Source organism: Avibacterium sp. 20-129 (assembly GCF_026226845.1).
Taxonomy (GTDB): Bacteria; Pseudomonadota; Gammaproteobacteria; order Enterobacterales; family Pasteurellaceae; genus Avibacterium.
This window is the reverse complement of sequence record NZ_JAKKOE010000003.1, coordinates 164,998-186,570: the sequence shown is the minus strand read 5'-3', so window position 1 is coordinate 186,570 and position 21,573 is coordinate 164,998. Positions and strand designations below refer to the sequence as shown.

30 protein-coding genes are annotated in these 21,573 nt (G+C 40.9%); 12 read left to right on the top strand and 18 right to left on the bottom strand.

The window, feature by feature from the left end; all coding sequences use genetic code 11:
- The first annotated feature begins 28 nt into the window (after nt 1-28).
- Nucleotides 29-328, top strand: a complete 300-nt coding sequence (locus L5B90_RS10445) for a hypothetical protein (RefSeq protein ID WP_250363679.1) — start codon at nt 29-31, stop codon at nt 326-328.
- Nucleotides 329-425: 97 nt separating this feature from the next.
- On the opposite strand, the gene L5B90_RS10440 is transcribed toward L5B90_RS10445, so the two are convergent.
- On the bottom strand, nt 426-572 hold the full coding sequence (locus L5B90_RS10440) for a hypothetical protein (protein ID WP_265762910.1): 147 nt from the start codon (nt 570-572) through the stop codon (nt 426-428).
- 67 nt (nt 573-639) lie between these two features.
- Between L5B90_RS10440 and L5B90_RS10435 the strand changes: the two genes are divergently transcribed.
- Nucleotides 640-969 (top strand): hypothetical protein, encoded by a 330-nt coding sequence (locus tag L5B90_RS10435; RefSeq protein WP_265762909.1) that lies wholly within the window; start codon nt 640-642, stop codon nt 967-969.
- Here L5B90_RS10435 and L5B90_RS10430 read toward each other — a convergent pair.
- The 9 genes from L5B90_RS10430 to L5B90_RS10390 are packed head-to-tail and all read right to left on the bottom strand — an operon-like array spanning nt 952 to nt 4,054.
- Nucleotides 952-1,416, bottom strand: a complete 465-nt coding sequence (locus tag L5B90_RS10430) for a phage virion morphogenesis protein (protein ID WP_265762908.1) — start codon at nt 1,414-1,416, stop codon at nt 952-954. The genes L5B90_RS10435 and L5B90_RS10430 overlap by 18 nt on opposite strands.
- The gene (locus L5B90_RS10425; RefSeq protein WP_265762907.1) at nt 1,403-1,891 is read right to left on the bottom strand and encodes a phage tail protein; all 489 of its coding nucleotides are present in this window, start codon (nt 1,889-1,891) and stop codon (nt 1,403-1,405) included. The genes L5B90_RS10430 and L5B90_RS10425 overlap by 14 nt, the downstream gene beginning before the upstream one ends.
- Entirely contained in the window at nt 1,888-2,103 is a 216-nt protein-coding gene (locus tag L5B90_RS10420) for a TraR/DksA family transcriptional regulator (RefSeq protein ID WP_265762906.1), read from the bottom strand. Before L5B90_RS10420 ends, L5B90_RS10425 begins: the two co-directional genes overlap by 4 nt.
- Nucleotides 2,100-2,315 (bottom strand): Rz1-like lysis system protein LysC, encoded by a 216-nt coding sequence (gene lysC / locus L5B90_RS10415; RefSeq protein ID WP_265762905.1) that lies wholly within the window; start codon nt 2,313-2,315, stop codon nt 2,100-2,102. The genes L5B90_RS10420 and lysC overlap by 4 nt, the downstream gene beginning before the upstream one ends.
- Nucleotides 2,248-2,628, bottom strand: a complete 381-nt coding sequence (locus L5B90_RS10410) for a chemotaxis protein (RefSeq protein WP_265762904.1) — start codon at nt 2,626-2,628, stop codon at nt 2,248-2,250. Before L5B90_RS10410 ends, lysC begins: the two co-directional genes overlap by 68 nt.
- Nucleotides 2,613-3,131 (bottom strand): lysozyme, encoded by a 519-nt coding sequence (locus L5B90_RS10405; RefSeq protein WP_265762903.1) that lies wholly within the window; start codon nt 3,129-3,131, stop codon nt 2,613-2,615. Before L5B90_RS10405 ends, L5B90_RS10410 begins: the two co-directional genes overlap by 16 nt.
- Entirely contained in the window at nt 3,112-3,339 is a 228-nt protein-coding gene (locus L5B90_RS10400; protein WP_265762902.1) for a phage holin, read from the bottom strand. Before L5B90_RS10400 ends, L5B90_RS10405 begins: the two co-directional genes overlap by 20 nt.
- 2 nt (nt 3,340-3,341) lie before the next feature.
- On the bottom strand, nt 3,342-3,551 hold the full coding sequence (locus L5B90_RS10395) for a tail protein X (RefSeq protein WP_265762901.1): 210 nt from the start codon (nt 3,549-3,551) through the stop codon (nt 3,342-3,344).
- The gene (locus tag L5B90_RS10390) at nt 3,551-4,054 is read right to left on the bottom strand and encodes a head completion/stabilization protein (protein ID WP_265762899.1); all 504 of its coding nucleotides are present in this window, start codon (nt 4,052-4,054) and stop codon (nt 3,551-3,553) included. Before L5B90_RS10390 ends, L5B90_RS10395 begins: the two co-directional genes overlap by 1 nt.
- A 211-nt stretch (nt 4,055-4,265) precedes the next feature.
- On the opposite strand from L5B90_RS10390, the gene L5B90_RS10385 reads away from it, so the two are divergent.
- A complete protein-coding gene (locus L5B90_RS10385) occupies nt 4,266-4,493 on the top strand; it encodes a hypothetical protein (protein ID WP_265762898.1) in 228 nt (75 codons plus the stop codon).
- 35 nt (nt 4,494-4,528) lie between these two features.
- Here L5B90_RS10385 and gpM read toward each other — a convergent pair whose 3' ends face one another.
- Genes gpM through L5B90_RS10370 form a run of 3 tightly spaced genes read right to left on the bottom strand, consistent with a single transcriptional unit; the run spans nt 4,529 to nt 7,085 of the window.
- Nucleotides 4,529-5,197: a phage terminase small subunit gene (gene gpM, locus L5B90_RS10380; protein ID WP_265762897.1), complete on the bottom strand. Its 669-nt coding sequence runs from the start codon at nt 5,195-5,197 to the stop codon at nt 4,529-4,531.
- A gap of 5 nt (nt 5,198-5,202) precedes the next feature.
- A complete protein-coding gene (locus tag L5B90_RS10375) occupies nt 5,203-6,240 on the bottom strand; it encodes a phage major capsid protein, P2 family (RefSeq protein ID WP_265762896.1) in 1,038 nt (345 codons plus the stop codon).
- 23 nt (nt 6,241-6,263) lie between these two features.
- Nucleotides 6,264-7,085 carry a GPO family capsid scaffolding protein gene (locus L5B90_RS10370; RefSeq protein WP_265762895.1) on the bottom strand — a complete coding sequence of 274 codons (822 nt, stop codon included), beginning with the start codon at nt 7,083-7,085 and terminating at the stop codon, nt 6,264-6,266.
- 165 nt (nt 7,086-7,250) lie between these two features.
- Here L5B90_RS10370 and L5B90_RS10365 point away from each other — a divergent pair, with 165 nt between their 5' ends.
- Both L5B90_RS10365 and L5B90_RS10360 read left to right on the top strand, forming a co-directional pair.
- On the top strand, nt 7,251-9,032 hold the full coding sequence (locus tag L5B90_RS10365) for a terminase large subunit domain-containing protein (protein WP_265762894.1): 1,782 nt from the start codon (nt 7,251-7,253) through the stop codon (nt 9,030-9,032).
- 8 nt (nt 9,033-9,040) lie between these two features.
- Nucleotides 9,041-10,060: a phage portal protein gene (locus L5B90_RS10360; protein ID WP_265762893.1), complete on the top strand. Its 1,020-nt coding sequence runs from the start codon at nt 9,041-9,043 to the stop codon at nt 10,058-10,060.
- A 580-nt stretch (nt 10,061-10,640) separates the two neighbouring features.
- Here L5B90_RS10360 and L5B90_RS10355 read toward each other — a convergent pair.
- Nucleotides 10,641-11,021 (bottom strand): PRD domain-containing protein, encoded by a 381-nt coding sequence (locus L5B90_RS10355; protein WP_265762892.1) that lies wholly within the window; start codon nt 11,019-11,021, stop codon nt 10,641-10,643.
- A 156-nt stretch (nt 11,022-11,177) separates the two neighbouring features.
- Between L5B90_RS10355 and L5B90_RS10350 the strand changes: the two genes are divergently transcribed.
- The 5 genes from L5B90_RS10350 (at nt 11,178) to purT (ending at nt 14,928) form a co-directional block, all read left to right on the top strand.
- Entirely contained in the window at nt 11,178-11,780 is a 603-nt protein-coding gene (locus L5B90_RS10350; RefSeq protein WP_265762891.1) for a beta-phosphoglucomutase family hydrolase, read from the top strand.
- Nucleotides 11,781-12,389, top strand: a complete 609-nt coding sequence (locus L5B90_RS10345; RefSeq protein WP_265762890.1) for a sugar O-acetyltransferase — start codon at nt 11,781-11,783, stop codon at nt 12,387-12,389. It begins immediately after the preceding gene.
- Nucleotides 12,382-12,837: a YqaA family protein gene (locus tag L5B90_RS10340; protein ID WP_265762889.1), complete on the top strand. Its 456-nt coding sequence runs from the start codon at nt 12,382-12,384 to the stop codon at nt 12,835-12,837. The genes L5B90_RS10345 and L5B90_RS10340 overlap by 8 nt, the downstream gene beginning before the upstream one ends.
- Before the next feature lie 377 nt (nt 12,838-13,214).
- On the top strand, nt 13,215-13,721 hold the full coding sequence (gene luxS, locus L5B90_RS10335) for an S-ribosylhomocysteine lyase (protein ID WP_265762887.1): 507 nt from the start codon (nt 13,215-13,217) through the stop codon (nt 13,719-13,721).
- A 25-nt stretch (nt 13,722-13,746) separates the two neighbouring features.
- Nucleotides 13,747-14,928, top strand: coding sequence for a formate-dependent phosphoribosylglycinamide formyltransferase (gene purT / locus L5B90_RS10330; protein WP_265762886.1), 1,182 nt, complete (start codon nt 13,747-13,749; stop codon nt 14,926-14,928).
- Between the two features lie 199 nt (nt 14,929-15,127).
- On the opposite strand, the gene L5B90_RS10325 is transcribed toward purT, so the two are convergent.
- Entirely contained in the window at nt 15,128-15,445 is a 318-nt protein-coding gene (locus L5B90_RS10325) for a DUF5389 domain-containing protein (protein WP_250363657.1), read from the bottom strand.
- A gap of 47 nt (nt 15,446-15,492) precedes the next feature.
- Between L5B90_RS10325 and L5B90_RS10320 the strand changes: the two genes are divergently transcribed.
- Nucleotides 15,493-16,338, top strand: a complete 846-nt coding sequence (locus tag L5B90_RS10320) for a rhomboid family intramembrane serine protease (protein WP_250363656.1) — start codon at nt 15,493-15,495, stop codon at nt 16,336-16,338.
- 49 nt (nt 16,339-16,387) lie between these two features.
- Entirely contained in the window at nt 16,388-17,146 is a 759-nt protein-coding gene (locus L5B90_RS10315) for a DeoR/GlpR family transcriptional regulator (RefSeq protein WP_250351496.1), read from the top strand.
- 106 nt (nt 17,147-17,252) lie between these two features.
- Here L5B90_RS10315 and glpC read toward each other — a convergent pair whose 3' ends face one another.
- Genes glpC through glpA form a run of 3 tightly spaced genes read right to left on the bottom strand, consistent with a single transcriptional unit; the run spans nt 17,253 to nt 21,497 of the window.
- Nucleotides 17,253-18,524 (bottom strand): anaerobic glycerol-3-phosphate dehydrogenase subunit GlpC, encoded by a 1,272-nt coding sequence (gene glpC, locus L5B90_RS10310; RefSeq protein ID WP_250351497.1) that lies wholly within the window; start codon nt 18,522-18,524, stop codon nt 17,253-17,255.
- Nucleotides 18,524-19,816, bottom strand: a complete 1,293-nt coding sequence (glpB, locus tag L5B90_RS10305) for a glycerol-3-phosphate dehydrogenase subunit GlpB (protein WP_265762885.1) — start codon at nt 19,814-19,816, stop codon at nt 18,524-18,526. Before glpB ends, glpC begins: the two co-directional genes overlap by 1 nt.
- Entirely contained in the window at nt 19,806-21,497 is a 1,692-nt protein-coding gene (gene glpA, locus L5B90_RS10300; RefSeq protein WP_265762884.1) for an anaerobic glycerol-3-phosphate dehydrogenase subunit A, read from the bottom strand. Before glpA ends, glpB begins: the two co-directional genes overlap by 11 nt.
- Nucleotides 21,498-21,573 lie beyond the last annotated feature (76 nt).

Below are 21,573 nucleotides of genomic sequence, written 5' to 3'. Positions count from 1 at the left end.
AAAAATAAGGCACACTAAGGAGTGTTATATGATTGGATTTTTTATTGCTTTTTTGGCTATATTATTAGTTATTGCATTCGTGATTGGCGTGCCACTTGCTGTTGCCTATACAGGTATTATTTCGGTGAAAGATCAGTATGAGTTAGCAACCAATAAACGAGATAAAATTCACGCGTTATGTTCACCTTTAACGCTTGCGACACCATTTATTTATTATCATTTTATTAATGATTCTTTATGGCAAGCGTTGTTATCTTTACTTATTATTCCTACCCTTGTTGAAGCAATTTGGGGTAAAAATGGTTTTATAAATACTAGGAGGAAATAATGCTTGAATTGATTCTTGCGTTATTTAAACAGAATCCAACTGCTCAATAACCAACCCCTCAATTAATTCCTTGTCTTCATCACTAAAGCCCAGCAACTTACGCTGGTTGTTTAAGCTTGTTTAATTCGCCTGTTGCACCCTTTACTTTATCTTGCAATTTATCAAGCTGTTTTTGCACGCCTCGCAAAGGTGAGGTGAGCTTATCTACCGCATTTAAAATGACTTTGAGTTCTAAATTTTTCATTTTCTACTCACTTTTACTTGACAATAAAAAAATAAAGATTGAATAATAGGGAAAATTAGGAGGGCATATGGAATTTCTATTTTTACTTATTATCCTTCCCTTTATCATTGGAATAATGTTTGCAATGGGGGTACTAACACTTGCCGCTATTGGCTTTACCATTGTTAGTATTGCCATTTTGGCTGTTCGTTTTTGGTATTTTGTTCTTGCTGCTATGTTAATAATGTTATTCCCTGCGCTTTATTCTGATAATTTGCTAGGTTGGATATTGGTGCCAATTATTGTTTTTGCTGTTGTAATGTGGTTTATTCCTGTTCCTGATGCACAAAAAGCAGACTACGAAAAAGCAAAAGCTGAATTTAAAGCAAGCTGGAATAATTTAATTTCCAAAACTTAACTGCTCAATAACCAACCCCTCAATTAATTCCTTATCTTCATCACTAAAGCCCAGCAATTCGCGCTGGGCATATTGCACTTTGTAATCTCTGTCTTTCCGCACTCGGGCTTTTAAGCCTTGTTGGTGTATGTTGGCAATGGCTGCTGAACCACCGTTAAAACCGATGTTGATTGCGTTGGCTTCCGCACGAAAACGCAGGTGTTTTGTAGTGCGGAGTTTGGCAAACATTGCTTTGCGTTTGATTCTGCCTTTCTTTTTGCGTAGCTGTTTTTGTGGTTTGCGTGGTTCAAAGGCTGTGCCGTCAGGGTTTTTCTGTGTCTGTATGCGTTTGGCTTGGCTTTTGCGTAACTGTTGCCCAATGTTGCGTGCCAAGACTCGGCGAGCTTGGGGCTTAAGGTTATTAATCAGGGCATTAAGCCTTGTGTTGACTTCGTCAATTGTTGCCATTCAGCGTTTTCCCCTCAAAAATCAACTGTTTTTTCAAGTAAACTTGCCATTGCTCCATTGCTGAATTATCTTCACATTGTGGCTCTGGGGCATATTCTAAATTCAGTTCGTTTTCACTGGTTTTCTTGGCGACCACCCGTTCTGTGAGCTGGATTTTAAAGGCGACATCTAAGGTGTTGTTATTGTTGTAATCCACCTCAAATTTAAAGGCTTCTTCACGCTGTTGTGGGTTTTCAAACAGTTCTGGCTGGTTCGCTTTAAGGTAGGCTTCAATTGGCACAATCAGGCGTGCGAGATCATCGGCAAAATCCGTGGCGATAATGTCAAGGGTGTAACGATATTCGAAACTGAGGCTATTTCCGCCCGTGGCAATAATGCGCCCATTATCGACAAACAGCTGTAAACGGTCAGGATTGGCGACAAAATCAGGGTAGCTTTTTTCAAGGACGGCGCGCAGTTGGTTTGGTTTTTTCATTTTTTCACGTTTCTTTGATTAAATTCCATACGTTGTTGGCAATCCACACACCGCTGAACGCCTTGAATGAGTTGTCGGCGTTTTTCGGGGATTGGCTCATCGCAATCTTGGCAATATAAGGCACTCACGCCTTTAAAAGTGCGGTGCTTTTTTAGTGCGATTTCGCGTTGCATTTGTTCGATTTGTTGCGCGCGGTCTAGGTTGTCTGTCATTGTTTATCCTGTTGATTAAATTCGGTGATGCAGCGTTTCAAGACTTGGTTTTCGGTGAGGCACAAGGCTAAATGCTGTTGTGTCTGCACATAGGCTTTCGCCAGTTCGCCATTGGTGCGAATTTGCGCAGAAAAACCACCGCACTCATTGCTTTGCGGGCAAAGTATCGGGCGTGGCTGTGGCACGGTTTGGGTTGAGCAGGCGTTGCACATCAGCAGGCAAAGGCTGATTAGCCCAATTTTGGTGTTGGTTAAGTGCATTGTGTAACTCCTTGTTTTGTTGGCTGTGTTCGGCTTTTTGGCGTGTTAGCTCGGCAATCAGCTTGTTTTGTTGTTCGGTAAATTTTTTAACATCTTGGTTTAGGGCTTGGTATGCCTGTTGCCATTGGGTTTTGAGCTGACTTTCTTTGATGGCTTGTTCGTGCCAATGTGTGGCTTGCCAACCCTGAAAGAGGATAATTAGTACCAATATGATCGGGCCAATCAATAACAGCCCTTTTTCTTTCAATGTTAAGAAATTAAACATCTGGCACGCTCCTTGTTACGGCGATCAACCAAGCCTTTTAGCACTTTTCCGTTAGCATAAATCCAACGTGGGAATTGGTCGCACATTGCTTTGCTATACCCAAGGCGCGCCATTTTGAACAGGGTGCTATTTTTGAGCTTAGCGCAACCAATGTTAAAGGTGATGGATACCAAGGCATCAAATGCGCCTTGTGGCATTGCATTGCCGTTGGCATAGGTGATCACACATTTTTCCGCTTGTTTAATGCCTTTGGCGTATAAACTGGCGATTTCAGGCAAGCTGTAAACCTTGTTGCGTTTAATCGGTTCTACGGCGTTGGTTGTGCCAATGCCTACGGTTAAGACATCGGCAGGGCATTGATAGGGTTTTTGTTGGCAACCTTCGGCATTGCCAATCAGTAATAAGCCTGCTTGTGAGGTGCGAATTTCTTTGCCGTGTAATGCCACGGTGAGGGCAACCACGGCTGCAACAGAACACGCCCATTTAGTGAGTTTTCTTTGCATTGGATCGTCCTTCTAATTCTTGTTTTTTTAGTTCAAAATCTTTTTTCTTGTAGTACCAGTTGATCGCAAAGGTGGCAATTCCCATTACAATCCCCACGATTGAAGCAGCATCTGCCCAATTAATATTGCTAAACATATCGGCAATTCGCCCCATAAAGAATGTAACCCCTGCCCCTGTGTATGAAACTTTTGTTGTGGTGTCGTGCATTATTAGCTCCAAAGTTGCACGCTATCTTGTGCAACGCTGATTTTTTCTGTGTCAGGATCAGGCAAAATCACCTCTGTTCCCAAGGGCAAAACAGGTAAGTGCATTAGGTGTGGATTTAGCTCGCAGGTAATTTCTAACCAACCTTGAGGATTGCCAAAATAGCGGTATAAAATGGCATCAAGGTTGTCATTTTGTTGGGCATACACTTTCATTAAATCAGCTCCACATTTATTCTTCGCACGTTGAGCATATCGCTAATGGCAAAACGGGCATCACGGCGTAGCTCGTCAATGCTTTCATTGAGCAATTCGGCTTTTTTCTCGCCGTCGTTTGTGGTGTCGTAGCTGGTGTAACGCTCATAGAGGTTAGCCAGTGCTAAGCAGGTTACAGCTCGGCGGTAGCGGTAAACCATTAGGCTTTCGCCGTTGATTTGTGGGCAAGCAATATCATAAAACGTGCTGTCGCTATCTTGTGGTTTAAGGCTTGCCAGTTCTTGATTGACACTTGCCATTGCTTCAATCACCGCATCTTGCAGCCGTGCGGTGGTTACTGTGCCATCTACACGGGCTTGATTGCGGAAATCTGCCAGCGATAAATCGGGGAAAAAGCCATCATTGCTGATGCTGTCTTCGCTACCCACTTTTTCCACTTGGCGTTGCACCGCAGGCATTGCGTAATCGGGGGCAAGTTTGATAGAAATTGAGCCGTCTGACATTATGTTATCCTTAAAAAATGCGGGGTGGGGATTAATGAAGTGCGGTGGTAAAATTCGATGATTTTTTTGACCGCACTTTTAATCCGCCCCGCCGTGGCGTGATATGCTCGGTTTAGTGGAATATCATTCCGTAAAGCACAATGGCTGTGCTTGCTAAATACAATTTAAGGGTTAAACTTTCAAAAAAGGGTTTGTTCATAATAGGTTTCCAATGTTTAAAGAAAAATGTATTGCGGTGCTGACTTTTCTCGGTGCGTTTTGTATTGCTGTGCTTGAATTTATTGCCTTAGGGGAGAGTAAAACTTTTTCTGTTTTTGACTATCCAATAAATACGCGGCAAATTCATTTTCTTTCTTTTTTAATCTGGCTCTATTTAACCTTGTTAAATCGCTCAATTTTGGTCAAATGTTTAAAAAAACTATGGGCAAAATTTTCCTAAAAATTGCCACACATTCGAGCGATTTACACGGGGCATTATTCGGTTTCACCCTGTTCTTGAGCGGTTAAATCAAGGTGTTTTCTTAATTTTTTGATGTCGCCTTTTACACCGATGTGTTGATTTAGGCTTAGTGCTTTTTCCAGATAAGCAAGGGCTTGTTCTGGTTGGCTTTCGGCAAGCAATAATCCTAATTCGCGCAATAATCTTGCTCGGCTTTCATCGGGCATATCAAGGTTGGCAGTGAGCTGTTGCACTTGCTCTAAATAAGCCACTTCAAAAGGCTGATTAATTGCCATTGCAGCTTTGGCTTTATCGGCAAATTCTTCCGCAAGCAATGTGCCAAGCGTGCGGGTGAATGGCTCGGGCAGGCGCAAATCGTGGAACACGGCATAATGGGCAATTTGTAATGCAAGGTGATATTCGTTGCAGTCGATCGCCCAGACTAACCACGTCATCAACACGTTATCTTGTTTTCCTGTGCCAGCGGACAATGCCCCTTCAATCCACGGTAAAAAATGTGGCAAAATTTCTTTTTTGTATGCCGCTTTACGCTCGTTAGATTGCAGTTCTTTCAGATTTTTCTTATGACGAGCCAATAGGCGACAGAGTTTTTCATATTCGCTGTATTGGCTTAAATCTTCCTGTTCCGCCGCGTGGGCAACAGCGGCGGAAACTTCAAGAAAATGGCGTTTAGTTGGTCGCATTGTGATTACTCTGTTTTAGCTGGTGCATCTACGATGGTAATATTTTTTGCCATTGCAACAGCTTCATAGTTTTCAACAACATAAGCTTCATTGGATGAAAGATAATCTTCCACACGATCACGCTCTGGCTTATCTTTAATACTACGGCGAACTTTCCCTTCTTGAACATAAATTGAAAGGTTATCTAAAGATGTGATTAGTACCGTTCCTTTAGGGAAATAAGGCACTGAAACTGCTTGTAACCCACCAACTCGTTTTTGACTGATCACAGTATCACCTGCAACTTGTTCACTAGGTTTTTCTTGATTAATGAGCGGAAAATATTTATCTGCTAATAAATCACTTCCCATAATTGCAACTAATTTTGTATCATCGCGATATTGTGGGGGAATAAAGTCTTCTTTTAATGAGAAAACTAAAGCATCAAGATTCTTATAAACTTTGCCTGTTCCAACTTCAATTTTTCCACTGCTTTTTTCAACTTCCGTCATCACTCGGGCAGGTGCTTTTTCTTCAATCTGAACTAACCAACCTTTATTGACATCTTGTAGTAATGGATTTGCATCACGATCTGTGGTTTTTGCAATACTTGTACCATTCCAACCAATCATAATTCGATCTAAAGCAATGCGTTCAGCTTTAAGTTTACCCACTCTAGCAGCAAAATCTGGGAATTTAGCCCAAGAATCTAAAGTTGCATAATTTAAGTGAGTATCGAAATTAGTTTTTTCACAAGAATAATCATTTTCTTGTAAGCTATGAATATCAGTCGTTTCTCGAGCTTTTGTGTTGGTATCTGTTCGGCTTGCAACTGGGCTTAACACACCTAAACGTAATGCACTGCCTTTCATTTCATCAACCAAAACAATATTAATGCGTTTTAGGAAATCAGAATTTTCTAATACTGCATTTTCCAATTTTTGCTGAATAGTTGGCTCAACAGTGTATTGCCCCCCTTTAGATACAAGAGTAATATCAACATTGTTATCTGCAGCAACACCTGCAACATAAGCATCAAATTTTTGTTGGGTAAATTTTTTCATTGTGTGTTCCTATTCAAAATAAATTAGAAAAATCTTCCATCGGTTTGGCTACCTTCACCCGCAATGCGTGGGCGTGCGGTGTAATGTTGAGCAGGTTTGCTTTCCAGCTCGGCAAATTGTGCTTTAATGTGCTGATTTTCATTCTGCACTTCGGTGAGCTGGGCTTGATTTTGTTGCAAATCGCTTTCAAGTGCGGTGAGTTTTTCTTGCGTTTCTTTGGTTTGATCGGCGAGTAACTCAAGGGCTTTTTGCAAATCGGTAAAGCGTTGTTCATCATTGCTTTCTTTTTTGGCAAATAAGGCTTTGATTTTTTCAAATACCGTAAAATTCGGTTTTTCGCTGATTTCTTCAAACGCTAAAGCCGTTTCAATGGCTGCGGTAAATAGGTTATCTGCTTTGAGCTTGCGACTGTTTAAGCCGTTATGAGAAAAGGATAACATTTCTGTGCCAAGACTTGCTGGGTTATCTGTTACTGCTAATCCCACTAAATAGGCTTTGCCTGTGTCGGCAAAATTGGTGTCGATTTCCACGGAGGTATAAACTTTTTGCCCTTCGCGATTGAGTTCAATCAAGGCATCAGTCGGTTTTAATTGGGCGAGTAATTGCAATTTACCATCTTCACGTTCTTCCGCTTTGAGTGCTAACACATCGCCAAAGCATTGTGAGTTCGGCACATCTTTCCAATAGGTATTAAATTTGATGTGGTCAAGATTAATTCTTGCGCCATAAGTGTTCTTTGGATCATAGCTTTCTGCCATTTCTTCAATCCAGTTACGCTGGATTTCGCGGCCGTCTGTGGTTGCCCCTTCGGTGGCAATTACAACCCATTTTGATTTTTTCGACATAGTGCGTCCTTTCGGTGTGGTGTTCAAATTGCCAACATTCTGTAAGGTTTTATTTTTTCGGTCTATGGGTTGCGAATGTGAATATCGGATTAACACACACAAAGGCAAGACGGTACGCAATGGGGTTTCTATTATGCGGTCATTCTAAATTGATTTTATAAAGTGATGAGCGAACAAGAGCAAACAGAGCAAATAGATTTAGCACCGTTAGACGTGGACAACAAACGCCAAGCAAAGGAAATGTATTTCGCAGGTTATAAAATTGCTGAAATCTCTCGCCAGTTGGGTATCCCATCTTCGACTATTTCTAGCTGGAAAGAGCGCGAAAGGTGGGATGATATGGCTTCAATCGGTCGGGTAGAGCTTGGCATTGAAACACGCTATTTATTATTACTGCGGAAAGAGGTGAAAACGGGATCTGACTTGAAAGAGTTGGATTTTTTAATGCGTCAAATGGAAAAAGCCGCAAGGGTGAAACGCTATTCCTTTGGCGAAGGCAATGAAACGGATTTAAACCCGAAACTGAAAAACCGTTATAAAAGCGAACGCAAGAAACCTGAACAAAATGCCATTAACCAAGAACAAGAAGAATTGCTCATTAATGGCTTTTTGGAAGAAATGTTTGCTTATCAGCGCGTTTGGCACGATGCGAAAAAGCACCGCATCCGTAATATTTTAAAAAGCCGTCAGATTGGAGCAACCTATTACTTCGCCCACGAAGCCTTAGTGGATGCTTTAACCACAGGGCATAATCAAATTTTTCTGTCTGCCAGTAAAAAGCAAGCCTTGCAGTTTCGATCTTATATCGTGAATTACGCCAAGCAAAAAGCGGACGTGGAACTGAAAGGCGAAACCATTAAATTGCCAAATGGTGCAGAATTAATCTTTTTAGGGACAAACTCGGCAACCGCCCAATCTTATCACGGCAATTTATACTTCGATGAGATTTTCTGGGTGCCGAAATTTGATGTGATGCGCAAAGTGGCATCGGGTATGGCGGCGCAGAAATTCTATCGCCAAACCTATTTTTCCACGCCAACAACCATTGCCCACCCTGCCTATGCGTTTTTTTCGGGCAAGGCGTTTAACCGTAACCGTGCCAAAGGCGAAAAAGTGGACATTGATATTTCCCACACAAACTTGCGAGCAGGCAAGCTGTGCGGTGATCGCCAGTGGAAGCAAATCGTTACTATTTATGATGCGTTGGAAGGTGGCTGTAATCTCTTTAACATTGAAGATTTGTTAGCCGAGAACTCAAAAGAAGAATTTGAGCAACTTTTTTTATGTCAATTTGCTGATGATAGCACCAGTGCATTCAAGGCTGCGGACTTGCAGTTATGCCAAGTGGATAGCCTTGAAGAATGGCACGATTTTGTGCCTGGTTGGAATCGCCCATTTGGTAATCGCGAAGTGTGGCTAGGTTATGACCCTGCTTATACAGGCGACCGCGCGGCATTGGCGATTGTTGCACCGCCACGCGTGGAAGGGGGGGATTATCGGGTGCTACATCATCAAACGTTCCATGGAATGGATTATGAAGCGCAAGCCAAACGCATTGCCCAGTTTTGTGATGATTATAATGTTACCCGCATTGTGATTGATAAAACGGGAATGGGGTCAGGTGTGTATCAAGAAGTGCTGAAGTTTTACCCTATGGCAACAGGGCTGACTTATAACCCTGATATTAAAAATGAAATGATTCTGAAAACGCAAAACTTAATCCAAAAACGCCGTTTGAAATTTGATGGCGTGGATATTCTCACTAGTTTTATGACTATCAAAAAACGCACCACTAGCACCGGCAAAATTACCTACGTTTCTGACCGTTCGGAAGAGGCAAGCCACGGCGATATTTCTTGGGCGATTATGAACTGTATTTTAAATGTGCCTTATGGCTCGGGTGGTGATATTGGCAGCCAACAATCCACTATTTTTACTTTTGACTAGGATAACTTATGAAAAAATCTCGCAAAAAAATGACCGCACTTAACAATAGCCATAGCAAAACCCAAGCATTTAGCTTTGGTGAGCCTATCCCGGTGTTAGACAGGGCTGAAATTATGAATTACTTTGAATCGGTGTTGATGTATGACAAATATTATCTACCACCGATTAATCCAAGCTATTTGGCCAAAGCCTTAAATGCGTCGCCACATCATCAAAGTGCGATCACGGTGAAAAAGAATATCTTGCTTTCCACCTGTAAAACCACCGCACTTTTACCCCGCACGCAATTGGAAAAACTGGTGCAAGATTATTTGGTGTTTGGTTATGCTTATCTCGAAAAAGTGAAAAATGCTTTTGGTAAGGTGGTGAGCTTAAAAGCTCCATTAGCAAAATATATGCGCAATGGCGTGCAAGATGGGCAATTTTTCCAAATTGTGAATGGCTATGAAGAATATGAGTTCGCCAAAGATTCGGTGTTCTGCCTGCTTAACCCTGATATTAATCAGGAAGTTTATGGTACACCTGAATATCTGGCGAGTTTGCAATCGGCGTTTTTAAATGAGAGTGCCACTCTGTTCCGTCGTAAATATTATTTGAATGGGGCGCACGCAGGATCAATTATTTATATGACTGACCCAACGCAAACCCGTGATGATATTGAGGCCATTAAAAATCAAATCAAACAAACCAAAGGCACAGGCAATTTTAAAAATTTATTCATCTATGTGCCAAACGGCAAGAAAGAAGGGCTGCAAGTGATCCCTCTTTCTGATGCGGTAGCCAAAGATGAATTTATGAATATCAAAAATGCAAGTCGTGATGATGTGCTAGCAGCTCACCGCGTACCACCGCAATTAATGGGGATTATCCCAAATAATACAGGCGGTTTCGGTGATGTGGAAAAAGCCACAAGAGTATTTTTTGTGAATGAAATCATTCCATTGCAGGAACGGCTAAAAGAGATCAACGATTGGCTAGGGTTTGAAGTGATTCGTTTTGAAGATTACAAGCTATTAGAAAGCGAGTGAAATCCAAATAAAGTGCGGTGCAATTTCTTATAATTTTTGAATAAACTCAAAAGACTTTATCAACTATTCCCGTGTACAGCACGGGATTTTTATTGCCTAGTTTTAATAAAAGCCTAGGCTTAAAAATAGATTCAACCGCACAAAATAGCCATTCTTTTTGCTGCAATATAATAATATTGCCCGATGCTATTATAACAAACCACATAATCCCACCAAGCACGAAAACCTATTCTCCCCCATTTTCTAGCACAAAACCACGCCTAAAAAATCGCAGTCATATCCTCGCCACGCCCGCACAGTAAATGTAGTGATTTCAACGCAAATTGCGATCCTTGCTCAAGCCTTTTGCATAATAACGGCATTGAGATCCTTTCTTTCAGATCTTCCAACGCAAACCAACGCAATAAAACGCAAAATTAGATCTATTTGCTGTAATTTTAAGCGGTTATATTAATAATTTATAATATGATCCAAAACTGCACCATATTTATATAATGATTTGATTTAATTAACTAATGGTATCCTTTCGGGTGCGCCATCTTATCTAATACCTTTTTTATTTACTTCTCCTAATATATTTTCATACTGTCTTAGTTAGAATTTGTGGTTGGCTTAATGAAAGCGAATAAATATTTGCAATAAAATGCGTTTGTTCACTGTCAGGAATTGAGATAGGCAGTAATGCAAGCAATTCTGAATGGCGTTGAAAAATCTGTGGAAAAACAACCGCACTTTGTATTTCAGCCAAAATATCCGCTGCGAGTGGGGTTGCAGTATAACCCCGTTTTATTCGCCCTAATGCCATTGCAATGTGATTGAATAGCATTAAAACCTGTGGGCTTTCGAGATCAACGTGCCATTGCTTGAGCAAATGATCGCGGATATGTAGCATCCATTGCACGATTTCTTCATCGATCAACTTTCGTTGTAATAAAAAAGTTAATTGTTGTTGCAGCCTCATTGCCACCTCGAAATCATTTTTCGGTTAGAAAGTGCGGTAATTTTTTGTGATAAATTCTGTTTAAGCCTAACTTTACCGAAATCTCTTCAAATAAAACAGTGCAGGGATCACAAATTTGTAGCAAAATACGAAAAATTTTAAAAAAGGGAGTGATTAATGACAGATTTAGCGTTTTTGGCTGATTATGATGGGCTCATTTTTGATATGGATGGTACCGTTATCGACACAATGCCGAGTCATAAAAAAGCCTGGGATAAAGTAGGGGAAACCTTGGGTTATCCTTTGAATGGGCAGATGATTTATGACCTTGGTGGTGCGCCAGTAAAAGTGATTGCTGAAAAAATGATGAAAGAAGCAGCAATGCCAATGGCATTGTTTGACGAAGTGATTCAATTGAAACGCCAATATGGCATTGAATTAATTATGCAACATTCCACATTATTACCCGCTGCACAGGTGGTGAAAAAATTTGCAGGACAAAAACCATTAGCGTTGGGAACGGGGTCGCACCGCAATGTGACCAATTTATTGCTTGATAAATTTGATTTACATTCTTATTTTGATGCGGTGGTTACCGCAGAAGATGTGGTTAATCACAAACCTGAACCCGATACATTTTTACGCTGCGCAGAATTGATCAAGGTTAATCCACAACGTTGTGTGGTATTTGAAGATGCGGATCTTGGCGTGCAAGCTGGGTTGGCTGCGGGAATGGACGTTTTTGATGTGCGTATCAATCAATTGATTAAGGGTAATTAAATGTTATCTGATAAACAAAAAATGCTCGCGGGCTTGGCACATAAACCAAATGATCCTGAATTAGCACAACTTCGTCTTGAAAATAAAAAGCGACTTTTTCAATACAATACACAAATTTGTCCTTCGGAAACAGAAAAAAGAGCGGTGTTAATTCAGCAGATTTTAGGGAAATGTAAAAATGAACCTCATATTAATGCCCCATTTTTTTGTGATTATGGCTGCTTTATTGAAGTGGGTGCGAATTTTTTTGCTAATTATAATTGTACAATGCTCGATAATGGGGGGATCACCATTGGGGATAATGTGATGCTAGCACCAAATGTGAGCCTTTATACGGTAGGGCATCCTCTTGATGCGGCGTTACGCAATCAAGATTGGGAACACGCACTGCCGATTTCTATTGGCAATAATGTATGGGTGGGGGGCAATGCCATTATCTTAGGCGGAGTAACGATTGGCGATAACGTGGTGATTGGCGCAGGATCGGTGGTGAACAAAGATATTCCCGCCAATAGCCTTGTGGTAGGCAATCCCGCCAAAGTGATACGCCAAATTACAGAGCAAGATAGGCTCAATTACATTCACAAATATATGGCAGACTATGCTTGATTGGCTGAGAGAGGGGCTATTGGGATCACAAAATAGCCTGTGGATAATGTTTAGTAGTGCCTTTCTTAGCGCCACCGTGCTACCCGGCAATTCTGAAATTATTTTCCTTTTTTTGACCGCACCTTTTATTGGGACAATTTTTTCCATTAATCTTGTTGAATTGCTTATTGCTGCCGTGCTTGGCAACACATTAGGTGGTATGACCACGTATGTGATTGGACGCGGGCTTCCAAAACTAGAACAAAAAAATCGACAACAACGCTGGGCATTAAACAAAATTCAGCGTTATGGCATTTGGACATTATTATTAAGCTGGTTACCCATTGTGGGCGACGCATTTTGTGCGATGGCAGGTTGGTTGCGGTTTAACTGGTTGAAATCCTTATTATTTATAATGATTGGAAAATTATTTCGCTATATGTTGTTATTGCTCATTAGCCATATTTAAGTAAAAAAAAGCCACCTTGAAAGGTGGCAAATAACCTAAGGAACCAATTTTTATTAAACAACTGCAAGTTGCTATTTTTTGTGGAAGGCTATAATAACATAACTTGAAGAAAATTTACAAAAAATTACAAAAATAAATTTGGGTTGTTCGCTTTTTGTACTTTGCTTATACTAGCTTGACGTGTATAACTCGGTTATTGCAGAAATTAGGCAAGAAAAAGCCACTCATAAAGAGTGGCAAAAATAACTTAAGGAATCAAATTTATTAAAACAACTGCAAGTTGCTATACTGTCAGACCGAATAATAACAGAAAAGTTCAGAGAATATTGAATTTTTTTTACAAAAATTTACATTTTAATTCAAGAAAAGGAAACCTTATGCCATTACTCGATAGTTTTAAAGTTGATCATACGAAAATGAATGCCCCTGCGGTACGTGTTGCAAAAACAATGCGAACCCCAAAGGGTGATGACATTACGATTTTTGATTTACGCTTTTGTCTTCCAAATAAAGAGATTTTGCCCCCTAAAGGTATTCATACCTTAGAACATCTTTTTGCTGGCTTTATGCGTGATCACTTGAACAGTGAAAATGTCGAAATTATTGATATTTCGCCAATGGGTTGCCGTACGGGATTTTATATGTCATTGATCGGCACGCCAAACGAGCAACAAGTGGCTCAGGCTTGGCTTGCTTCTATGAATGATATTTTACAAGTGCAAGATCAAAAAAATATTCCTGAATTAAACGAATATCAATGTGGTACTTACACTGAACATTCTTTGCCAGAAGCCCATCAAATTGCACAACATATCCTTGAATGTGGTGTCGGGGTAAATAAAAATGAAGATTTATTATTAGATGAACGTCTTTTAACACAATAATCGTTAATTAAAGAAGGAAAATGCAATGGCAACATTAGGTACGGCACTCACTGCAAATGCAACGAAAGTGATGATGTTAGGTTCAGGTGAATTAGGCAAAGAAGTGGTGATTGAGTTACAACGTTTGGGCGTTGAAGTGATTGCCGTTGATCGTTATGAAAATGCACCTGCTCAACAAGTTGCTCATCGTGCTTATACCATTTCAATGCTTGATGGTGAAGCATTGAAAGCGTTAGTGGAAAAAGAACAGCCAGATTATATTGTGCCTGAGGTAGAGGCGATTGCGACGGAAACCTTGATGGAATTAGAGCAAGCTGGGTTTAATGTTGTTCCTACGGCGAAAGCCACTCGCTTAACGATGAACCGTGAAGGCATTCGCCGTTTGGCCGCCGAAGAATTACGGTTGCCAACATCACCTTATCAGTTTGTTGATAATTTTGCGGATTTCCAACGGGCAGTGGAAAAAATTGGTGTGCCTTGTGTGGTAAAACCGATTATGTCTTCTTCTGGACACGGACAAAGTATCGTGAAATCCCTTGAACAGTTGCAAACCGCGTGGGATTATGCCCAGCAAGGCGGACGCGCTGGGGCAGGACGTGTGATTGTTGAAGGGTTCGTAAAATTTGATTATGAAATTACCTTGCTGACGGTTCGTCATATCGGTGGCACGGCATTCCTTGCCCCTATTGGGCATCGTCAAGAAGAGGGGGATTATCGTGAATCTTGGCAACCTCAAGCAATGTCTGAAGTAGCATTAGCGAAAGCCCAGCAAATTGCAGAAAAAATCACGACTGCACTAGGTGGGCGAGGCATTTTTGGTGTAGAAATGTTTGTATCGGGCGATAATGTCATTTTCAACGAAGTGTCGCCTCGTCCACACGATACAGGAATGGTTACCCTTATCTCGCAGGAATTATCAGAATTTGCTTTGCACGCTCGTGCAATTTTAGGGCTTCCAATTCCACAAATAAATTTAATTAGCCCAGCTGCCTCAAAAGCCATTGTGGTAGAGGGGCATTCGCAAAATGTACAGTTTGCGGGATTAGAAAATGCGCTAGCTGAACCTAATACCGATCTTCGTTTATTTGCTAAAGGTGAAGTGCAAGGGCATCGCAGAATGGGGGTATTACTCGCTCGTGATGAGAATGTCGAGAAAGCGTTGCAAAAAGTACAACGTGCTTACGATAAACTGGAAATTATTTTATAACAAGTAGGCGAACAACGTTCGCCTCGTTTATATTCAGTCATCGTTTCGATAAAGTGCGGTAGAAAATTGACTTGGATTTTTGTTTATAGATAGACAGTGCAGAATATAGAATGCCGTTTTAAGGTGAATTAACTTGTTTTCGCATATCGCGGAGATATCTTATTCTGAACTTAAATCAGGCGATGAGCGATTTCCTCATTTAAGCATTGAATCCCACAACACAGATATAGATTAAAATAGCGTAAAAAATCACCGCACTTAATAACAGCAAGCCTTTGGCTTTTGGTGCATTGCGTTGATGAATCAGGTAAAGTATTCTTGCACTAATGCCTAAAATGAGCGGGTAAACCCAGAAAAAAATGGACATCAACGTGATTTGTAAATCGCTCAAACTTGGGTTTTTCAATAAATTTGGCGAGATAAGTAGCGCCAAAGGCCATAACAAAATGGGCAGGCAAAAAATGGCAAGCGTCCAAGTAAAAGGGCTAAAGCCAGTAGGCATTTTTTGTTTATTCATATTCAGCAATCATTTATTCAATATTTTGGGAGAAAGGAATATAACAAATGCAACGTTTATTTGGTAGTGAAATCAGCAATTTTGCCTTTTACTTTCGTGATTATATTGCGCAGAAATATCAAGTGCCACTTGAAGTGAAAGAAGAGCAAACAAAATATGGCATTATGCTTGCTGTATATGTGGCGGAGGATTGCCCACAATTAAGCCAAATAGCGCAAGAGCGTGATGAATTTCTTCGCCATCCTTTTGCTGAGAAATATCAACAGGCCAGCTGGGAAACGGGCAAACTTGAACAAGATAACGAAAATAAAGTGCGGTGGAAATTACCTTCATTTTCACAATGGAAACAACAAAAATTCACCGTTTTTTTAACCGCACTCTGTTTGTGCGTTTACCTTTTTCAGTTGCTCGGTTTTAATCAGCCAATTTTGTTAGCAACACATTATCCTGACAGCTATGCGGAACAAGCAGAACTTTGGCGCTATTTTACGCATAGCCTTGTGCATCTTTCCCTTTGGCATATCACCTTTAATTTAGTGTGGTGGTGGATTTTTGCAGGGAAAATTGAGCAGAAATTTGGCACAACAACCCTTGTTCTATTGTATTTGCTTTCCGCCTTTATCAGTGGCTTTGCACAAAATATGGCATCGGGACCCGCATTTTTTGGCTTATCTGGTGTCGTGTATGCGGTGTTGGGTTATGTTCTTGTATTAGATAAATTGAGTCGCCAGTCGCTCTTTCATTTACCGCAAGGCTTTTTTACTATGCTCCTTGTCGGTATTGCCTTTGGTTTTGTTAGCCCATTGATTGGGATTTCGATGGGAAATAGCGCACATATTAGTGGTTTTCTTACAGGCATTATACTGGCTGGGCTAAAAATCTTGCTTAGTTAGCCCAAAAGTCGCATTAAAAAATAAACACAACATAAGTTAGGAATAAGAAATGAAACAATCTCTTCGCCATAAAAAAATCATTTCCTTAGTGAAACAAAATGGCTATCTTAGCACAGAAGATCTGGTCAATTTATTAGGTGTCAGTCCACAAACCATTCGGCGTGATTTAAATGAGCTTGCGGAAAATAATTTAATTAGCCGTCATCACGGAGGCGCAGCTTCGCCATCCACCTCTGAAAATTCGGATTATGTAGAACGGAAACATTTTTTTTCAGCAGAAAAAAGACGAATTGCGGCTGAAGTTGCAAAGATTATTCCAAATGGTGCTTCTTTATTTATGGATATTGGTACGACACCAGAAGCGGTAGCAAATGCGTTGTTAAATCATAAAAATTTACGCATTGTAACCAATAACCTCAATGCCGCTTATATTTTGATGCAGAATAAAAGTTTTAATATTACGATGGCAGGCGGATCGTTACGCCAAGATGGCGGGATTATTGGTGAAGCGACAGTGGCTTTTATTAAACAATTTCGCTTAGATTTTGGTATTTTAGGCATTAGTGCCATTGATGCTGATGGTACCTTGCTAGATTATGATTACCACGAAGTTCAAGTGAAGCGCGCCATTATTGAAAGTTCGCGTAATACCATCCTTGCTACGGATCATTCTAAATTTAATCGCCGTGCAATGGTTTGTCTTGGATCGTTATCAGAGTTGAGCCATTTATTTACCGATACCCCACCTTCTGACACGATCAGCCAATTACTTGAAGCGAGTAATACCGTGGTACATATTTGTGAATAATGTTCATTATTTCATCTGATTAACATAAGGCGATGAGACAAAACAGGAAAAAATAACACCGCACTTGTGAAATAAAAGGGAGAGGAAATCCTATCCCTTTTTATCTTTAAGCGAGGGCTTTGGCAAGTAAGGTTACGGGGTGTAAGCAAGTAAGGCGAGTGGACATATCAATTTGCCATTTGCAGGTTTCACACTCAGAAATAACAAAATCAAATTGCCCTTCTTCAATATGCTCAAATAAGCTTTTACCAATCGCTTGAGAAACCTCGTAATTTTCGGCTTTAAAGCCGTAAGTGCCAGCAATACCACAGCATTGACTTGGTAGCATCACCACCTCTAGATCAGGGATAAGTTTAAGTAACGCGAGGGTATAAGGCGCCCAGCCTGCTTTATCCACGTGGCAAGCTGTGTGATAAGCCACTTTTAACGGCATTGATTTAAATTGCGGTGATTTTTGGCGTTGCAAGCGTTGATATAAATATTTAGTCACAATATTTATATGCGGACGTACTTTGGCGTTATCCATAGCTAAAATATGATGGTATTCATCACGCAGATTCATTGTACAGCTAGAAGATGTGCCAACCACATCAAGTTCTTGATTAATAATGGTATTTTCAAGTTGAGCAAGATTAAATTTCGCTAATTCTTTTGCCCGTTTAGGAAAACCATTCACACTTAATGGCAAGCCACAGCATTTTTCTTTTTCCAATAACATTACACCAATGTCTAACGCATTGAAAACCTTGATTAAATCCTTACCAAGTTGAGGATTATTATAGTTTACGTAACAACCGTGATAATAGGCGACTTTATCTTTATAGTAACGCTGACGTTCAAGGGCGTTATTTTTATACCATTGACGGAATGAACCAAAAGAATATTTCGGCAAACTGCGGTGTTTACTGACTTTTAACGTTTTTTCTAACAGAAATTTTGTCGCCTTTAACCCTGTAATGGTGTTCACCACGGGGGCAAATGGCGTGTTGAGCTTACCCATAATATCCGTATTACTTAACACCGCATCGCGTAATTTATGAATAAGCGATTTTTTTTGCGCTTGCAGGTGATTATTCCTCGCTCGTACGATTAAATCACCGATTTTAACATCTGAAGGGCAAGCCACTTCACAACGTTTACAGTTGGTGCAATATTTGAGTGCTTCATCGTAAAATGCAGCACTTTTTAAGCGAAAGCGTTCTCCGTCTGGGCCCGCTTGTTTTGGACCGGGATAGAGCGGATTTTGTTTTGATACAGGACAAACTGCCGTACAAGCAGTACATTTTATACAGCTCTCAAAACTGTTATCTACATATTGATGAGAGGGTGGCAACGCGGCATTTTGTTTTGCATTTTCGATTAATTGTTGAATGTTCATTATTTACCCCCTGCCAGAATCTGTTCTGCCACAGTAAGTGCGGTAACCACTGCCACGCCAGAGCTACAGCCGAGTTCCAAATTGTTATAACCGCCAATCACTGATCCCACAGCGTATAAATTCGTTAAAATTTCACCGCACTTTTGTACTTGGCATTTTGCGTTAATTTTTACCCCCGCACTTTGATAAGGTTGTGGGGCAGAGAAACGATCTTTCGTCCAAGAAAGACGATTGTCATTATCAAAATCGCCATTACCAACAATATCCAAATCAAAAATGGGTTCTCGAATACGCTCAAACTCTGCCACAATGCCTGAGCTAAAATAATGCCCTGAAGCCAGTACAAAATGATCAGCATAAAGCGCATCATCCTGATGTAATTGGCTGTAAAGCGCTTTAACTTGTTGCTCGGCAATGTCAGCACGTAATGCTTTATCGCCATTTAGCATCATTCCCCCTAATTTCTCAAACTTAGCACGTAAATTTTTACGCTGACGCATACCTAATAATGAAGGTGGGAGTGTCGGTAATTCATATAAATTCAGTCCTGAAGCCTGTTTTAAACTCTGGAAAAAGGCTTGATTTTCAATGCCAAAACAGGCTGGTAAAAATACCGCACTTGCCCCATTGGCGGCTTGCTTGATTTCTTGGACTAATTCACTGAATGCCAATTTATATTCCAAGACTTGAGAGATATTGACACTACGGAATTCCCTTGCATTTGTGCGAAGTTCATCCAGTTGTGGAATAGATAAGTAGCCAATTTTTACCTCACAATGGGCAAATTGTGGATTTTGTTTCAGGTTATCCGCAAGTAATTGGGGTTGAAAATCGTGATAGCCTTCTATTCCTAATACGGCAATATGTTTATGTGGATAGGCGGTTTGTGATAATGGCAATGTCGGTACACTATCTGCTGAAAGCCAAGTACGTCGCAATCCACCTAAAGGGGTAACACGAAAATGATTTTCTTTATATGACCCAATCAGTGCTAAATTCAGTGATTGAGCGAATTGCTCAAATGCCTGTGCTTTTGCGATCACCTGCTCTTGACCTAATAAACTATAAGGGTGATGAGGCAGTTGTTGGGCAAATTGTGGATAAGATTCAACAAAATTTTCCACCGCACTTCCATCAGGGAGTTGGCTCAGTAAATCCAGTGAGCCAGAAGAAAAATCCATCGCCGCTTGTCCATTATTGATAATGGCGCAATGTTTGCCTTGCTGTTGTAGTGCGATGCCACAAGTTAATCCTGCTAAGCCACCGCCAATAATAATTACATCAAATTTCATTGCTATCTGTCCCCTGTGTGGCTTGTTCTTCAAGCGGTTTTACATCATTCAAACCGAGTAAGCTGTAATAAATCCAACTGGTAAATTCGGCTTCACGTACGGCTTCACCCCAAGCGATAGGTTGAATACCTCGCCAACGTTCTTCCATAAAAGAAGCGAGTTGCGTAGTAGATTGGCGAGGCGTTGCCACATTAAAACGAGCCATTAAGCCAGCCGCACGACAAGCACAAAGTTCCGCTTGGCAAGTCCCCATTCCAACACGTGTACGGCGGCGTAAATCCACTAAATTATTAACCTTGAGTTCATCTACCGCATAGCGAACTTCCCCCGCACTGACCGCTTCACACTCACAGACTAAAGAGCGATCTAGGCGTTCTTGCTCAAGTAATTTTGTGGCGCGCTGACCGTGCCGATAAACCGCGGAGATTTTAATTGGGGTGGGGAGAGAAATAATCTGTTTATAGGTTTCTTCTTGTGTGGCATCTGAACCGGGTAAGGCGCGGTTAGCCGTAGTACAGGTTGCCGATTTATTGAGTTTTTTACAAACTAAATCTGTTGCCCATTCAGCCATTAGGCGATAGGTCATTAATTTCCCCCCTGTAATGGTAACAAACCCTTCTAAACCATCTCGCTGGGCGTGATCAAGTAACACAATGCCACGACTAACATTACGCCCGGAAGGGTCATCATCTGTTGCAACCAGTGGGCGAACGCCAGCATAAGCACGTAAAACACGCGTGTGGCGTAGCGAAGGTGCCAGTTTTTCGCCTTCTCGGAAAAGAATATCCACTTCTTCAGGGGTTACTACCATATTATCAATTTGATCATAAGGTATGCGACTTGATGTGGTACCGATGACACAGATGGTATCGCCCGGCACTAAAATATCAGCATCTGCAGGTTTGCGACAACGATTGATAACCAAATTATTAATGCGATGCCCCATAATCAGTAATGCTCCTTTTGCTGGGAACATTCTAATTTTCAAATCCGCATATTCGGCAATACCTTGCCCCCAAATCCCCCCAGCATTGACCACAACAGGAGCAAAAAAGAGACGTGTTACTTTATTCTTATGATCATAAACTTTCGTACCAATAACACGATCCCCCTCGCGGATAAGAGAGATGACTTCACAATAAGTAAAAATTTTAGCGCCATTTTCACTGGCATCAAGCATATTCGCTGCGGTTAAGCGAAAAGGATCAATTGATCCATCAGGGACAACAACCGCGCCCACTAAGTGAGGATTTACTGACGGCTCTAAGCGTTTGGCTAATTCTGGCTCAACAGCAACCGCTTCAATGCCTGCGGCATCACAGGCATTGAGAAACGTTTTTTGATAATTAAGATCATCTTCCGGTAAGGTAATAAATAGCCCTTTCGTATCTTCAATACAATGGCGGGCAATGTTTTTTAAAATTAAGTTTTCTTGAATACATTCGCGTGCAGACTCTTCATCATTGACTGCATAGCGCGCCCCACTATGTAATAAACCGTGATTACGTCCCGTTGCACCCGTGGCAATATCTCGTCGTTCCAGTAATACACAATTAATCCCACGTAAGGCACAATCGCGCGCAATTCCCGCGCCTGTTGCACCACCGCCGATGATGATGACATCGGTATTGATAGGCGAAAAGTCCTCTGCATTTTTATAAAAGTGCGGTGATATTTTCATCGCTTTTCCCCCACATTAAATTTGTAAATAAAAAGATAACAATTTGTAGTGCTATCATACGCCAAATGTTCGTTTT